Origin of the sequence: Streptomyces sp. SID3343 (genome assembly GCF_009865215.1) — a bacterium.
Taxonomy (GTDB): domain Bacteria; phylum Actinomycetota; class Actinomycetes; order Streptomycetales; family Streptomycetaceae; genus Embleya.
The window spans coordinates 1-3,772 of sequence record NZ_WWJX01001207.1; the positions used below are offsets into that span (position 1 = coordinate 1).

General features: G+C 71.3%; 3 protein-coding genes and 1 pseudogene. 3 read left to right on the forward strand and 1 reads right to left on the reverse strand.

Annotated elements, in window-relative coordinates:
- Together GT354_RS56790 and GT354_RS38085 are read left to right on the forward strand one after the other, a co-directional pair.
- Window positions 1–187 (forward strand): annotated as a pseudogene (locus tag GT354_RS56790) (hypothetical protein); the annotation flags it as partial.
- 651 nt (window positions 188–838) lie between these two features.
- On the forward strand, window positions 839–1,336 hold the full coding sequence (locus GT354_RS38085) for a hypothetical protein (RefSeq protein ID WP_161360957.1): 498 nt from the start codon (window positions 839–841) through the stop codon (window positions 1,334–1,336).
- A gap of 317 nt (window positions 1,337–1,653) precedes the next feature.
- On the opposite strand, the gene GT354_RS38090 is transcribed toward GT354_RS38085, so the two are convergent.
- On the reverse strand, window positions 1,654–2,640 hold the full coding sequence (locus GT354_RS38090; RefSeq protein WP_161360958.1) for an AraC family transcriptional regulator: 987 nt from the start codon (window positions 2,638–2,640) through the stop codon (window positions 1,654–1,656).
- A 254-nt stretch (window positions 2,641–2,894) separates the two neighbouring features.
- Here GT354_RS38090 and GT354_RS38095 point away from each other — a divergent pair, with 254 nt between their 5' ends.
- Complete coding sequence (locus GT354_RS38095) at window positions 2,895–3,455, forward strand: NAD(P)H-dependent oxidoreductase (RefSeq protein ID WP_161360959.1); 561 nt, start codon at window positions 2,895–2,897, stop codon at window positions 3,453–3,455.
- Window positions 3,456–3,772 lie beyond the last annotated feature (317 nt).

Below are 3,772 nucleotides of genomic sequence, written 5' to 3' on the forward strand. Positions count from 1 at the left end.
GGCCGAGCACCGGCACTTCGGCCGGGCGGCGCAACAGCTCGTGTTTGAGCAGGAGTTGGCGTGCACTGTGTTGGTGCGGACCACACGCCGCGTGGAGCCGACCGCCGCCGGGAAGCAGCTCTACGAGGAGGCGCTAAAAGATTCTCGTGGCTGTTCCCGCAGCGGTGCAGCGCGTGCACGACGTTGATCGGGGTGCCCAACGGCTCGTTGTCGCCTTTTCTCCCGGACTGCACTTGTCGGAGGCGATTCGGGCGTTCTCGTTGCGCCGGCCGGACGTCGAGACTGACGTCGTCCCGGCGCGCTGGGGGGAGCAGGACGCGCCGCGCCGCTACGGGATGGCCGGGCCCAGGTCGGGTGTCTACGGCAGCCGTTCGACGACTCGGGGTTGCATACCGTCCCCATCGGCCATGAACCCAGGGTCGCTTGCCTGCCGGCGGCGCACCCGCCGGCGTGCCATGCCGGCGGCGCACCCGTCGGCGTGCTGCGGCAAGCTCGCCTCCGGGGACCTCGGCGGGGCGAGCGGCTGCTCGATGCACCGATGCGGCGGGCGTCTTCACTTGAAGAGAACTTCGAGCTCATCGCCTCCGAGCACGGCACTTTGTCCTGGCCAGGTGGATCGACTCGATCGCCGAGGGCCACGGAGCCACACCGGCCGTCTGCCCCCGCGCAGCATCGACGCGCGCTGCGGCTACCGGGCCAGGCCGGAACCGGGCGACCGGATCCCCCACTCCGCGACGGTGGCGGCGGCCCCCGGGGCGGCAGGGCGCACACCGGGTTGCGTACTGTCCCCGAGTGCGCCGGCCACCGGACACGTGCGAGGCGGTGCCACCTTGTCGGCATGGACGACGATCTTTGCGACCCGGACCGCCCAACGATCACCACCACCATCGACGGCGTGCCCACCGAACTCCCCTATCCCCTCGTCGACATCTGTGCCGCCCTCCTCGAGCACGAGCGCGACGAGTTCGACGACGAAATCGGCAACGCCCCCATCCGGGACATCGCCTCCATCGCCGTCCACTGGGCCGTCCGGCCGGCAGAACACGCACGGATCCAGGCCGACGCCGACCGCATCCGATCCGGCGACCACACCGGCGTCGTCGACATCCACGGGACCCGGTGGAGCCGTGAGCAACTACTACGTGCAGTACTCCAAGTGATGTACTCCAACCGGGCCCGCAGCGAGTACAGCGCCCTGCCCGCGAACGTTCGCCGCAACTTCGATGGCGCCGCCAACGGCACGGCCCGCGGCCCCTACGCCCACGGCTCCGCCATCCGAGGCGACAAGGCTCGGCGGTTCGCGTGCCTCGCAGGCGTGATGGCCTGGCAGGCGTGATCACCTCGCAGGCGTGATCACCGAGTAGAAGAGATCAGCAGCAGTGTGCTCGTCGTGACCATGCTCAAGCTCGCCTCGACCCGCTGCCGTCCGCCCCGGCCCGAAGTCCTCGCGCTCGTGGGGGTGAACCGGGGCCGATGAGCCCTTCGGCCATGAAGGACGCGAAGTACACGGAAGTACACGGAAGTACACGCAGGGGCAGAGGTGAGCCATCGCAACCGCGCCCCGAGGTGGCGGTCCGACCCCCCGCCGGCCGCCCGGCGGGCCGGCCACTCGTGCCCCCGGGGCCCGTGATGTCGTAGCCGGTCGCTGCGGTGTTACGCCGCCCGGTCGGTCGATTGTCGGCGATACGCGCCGGGTGCCGTGCCGAATACCCGTCTGAAAGCCGTAGAGAAGGCGAACTCCGAGGCATAGCCGACCTGTTGAGCCACCGCGCTCAGTGGGTCGTCCGAGTCCCGCAGCCGTTCGGCGGCCGCGTTCATCCGGATCCAGGTGAGCTGGCCCAGTGGCGGTCGGCCGACGAGTTCGGTGAACCGGCGGGCGAACGCGGAGCGGGAGAGGCCGGCCACCGCGCCGAGTCGTTCGACCGTCCACGGGTCGCCGGGGCTTTCGTGCATACGACACAACACCCTGCTGATCGCCGGATCGTTCAGTGCCGGGCCCCAGCCCGTACCGGCGCCATGATCGCGGTACCACCAGCGCAGCACGTACAGCAGCAGCGCGTCGAGCAGCGAGCCGATCAGCGCGTCCGAGCCCATGTCGGGCCGGCGCACCTCGTGGCGCAGCAGGTCCAGGATCGCCCGCAGGCGCGACTCCTGCCGCGCGCCGACCGGCAGGTGGATGATCTCGGGCAGGTCGTTGACCACCGGATGGCAGCGGCTCCGGTCGAGCGGAAAGACGCCGCCGAGGACAACCGTTCGCCCCACCCGGCCGGCATCCGTGTCGCTCCCGGCTGCGCCGGCGGCCGGCCCCTCGGCTGTGCCCTCGCGCGCGCCGAGGTCCCACGTACCCGGATCCGTCCCGAACACGTCCGCCGGCCATGGCGACGACTCCGGCGAGGGCACGGTCGGACCGTCCGCCAAACCGTGGGCGCCACCTGCGGGCAGCAGCACCACATCGCCCTCGGCGAGCGCCACGGGCCCACCACCGGCCGGGTACAGCACGGCGGACCCGTGCAGCACCACATGGAAGGCCATCCCCCGCGCTGCCCCGAAGCGTTGCCCCCACGCGGCCTGTCCCTCCAGGCGCAACCATCGCGGCCGATCCGTGCGCATCGAGCCGGTGACCTGGCTGAGGACATCCATCGCGCCAGCGTAACGCCGTGACGCGGACGGGCGGCCGACAAAGGACGCGCGCGTATCAACGGGGGACGGTGACGCATGGGCACCCCCGGCAGACCTTCGTACGCTGCAATCTCCGGCGTCGAACCGAAGGACGCCGCACCCGAGCCCCTGCCGCATCCCCACCGGATCCCCGCCGCGCCCAACAGGGCGGCGCCGGGCTCGGTTGGCGAACCGGTCGGACCGGCTGAACCCGCGAACGAGGAGACCAACCGCCCATGATCAAAGTCGGTATCGTCATCGCCAGTACCCGCCCCGGCCGCGTCGGGGAGGACGTCGGTCGATGGGTCCTGGACGTTGCCCGACGCCACGCCGGCGCGCACTACGAGTTGGTCGATCTGCGGGACTACGACCTGCCGCAGCTCGACGAGCCGATCCCCGCGCTGATGGGCGGGTACAGCCAACCGCACACGATTCGCTGGGCGAACAAGGTCGGGTCCCTGGACGCGTTCGTGTTCGTCACACCCGAGTACAACCACGGAGTCCCGGGAGCCCTGAAAAACGCTCTCGACTTCGTGTACGCGGAGTGGGTCGACAAAGCGGCGGGCTTCGTCGGCTACGGCATGGAGGGCGCCGGCCGGGCCATCGCACATCTGCGCAACACGATGGCCGCGTTGGGCATCGCCGACGTACGCCATCACGCCGCGCTCCTGATGCACCACGACTTCGTCGACTTCACGAAACTCGCGCCGCAGCCGCACCAGGAGGACGCGGTCGTGGCCGTACTCGACGACGTCATCGCCTGGGGCACCGCCCTGCGACCACTACGCCAGACCTGACCACGCTCACCCGGGCGGCTGCCCGTGGACCACACGACTTCCCGGAGACGCGCCGCGCCGGCGCGCCGCGTGCACCCGGTCACCGCGGCGCCGGACGGTCCGGCATCCGCCGCAGTTCGGGCAGCTCGCGGCACGGCGCCTCGGGGAACTCCGGTGCGTGCGACCGGATTGAACCCGCAGCCGCCCTCGCCCGACATCACGAACGGCTCCCAGCGGTTGCCCACCGCCCGCTGCTACCAACGCCTTCGCGCCGACGCCGCCGCGCAATCCCGGCCTCCGCCTCCGCCCCCGTCCGGCGCATCCGGCCGCCGCCGGGG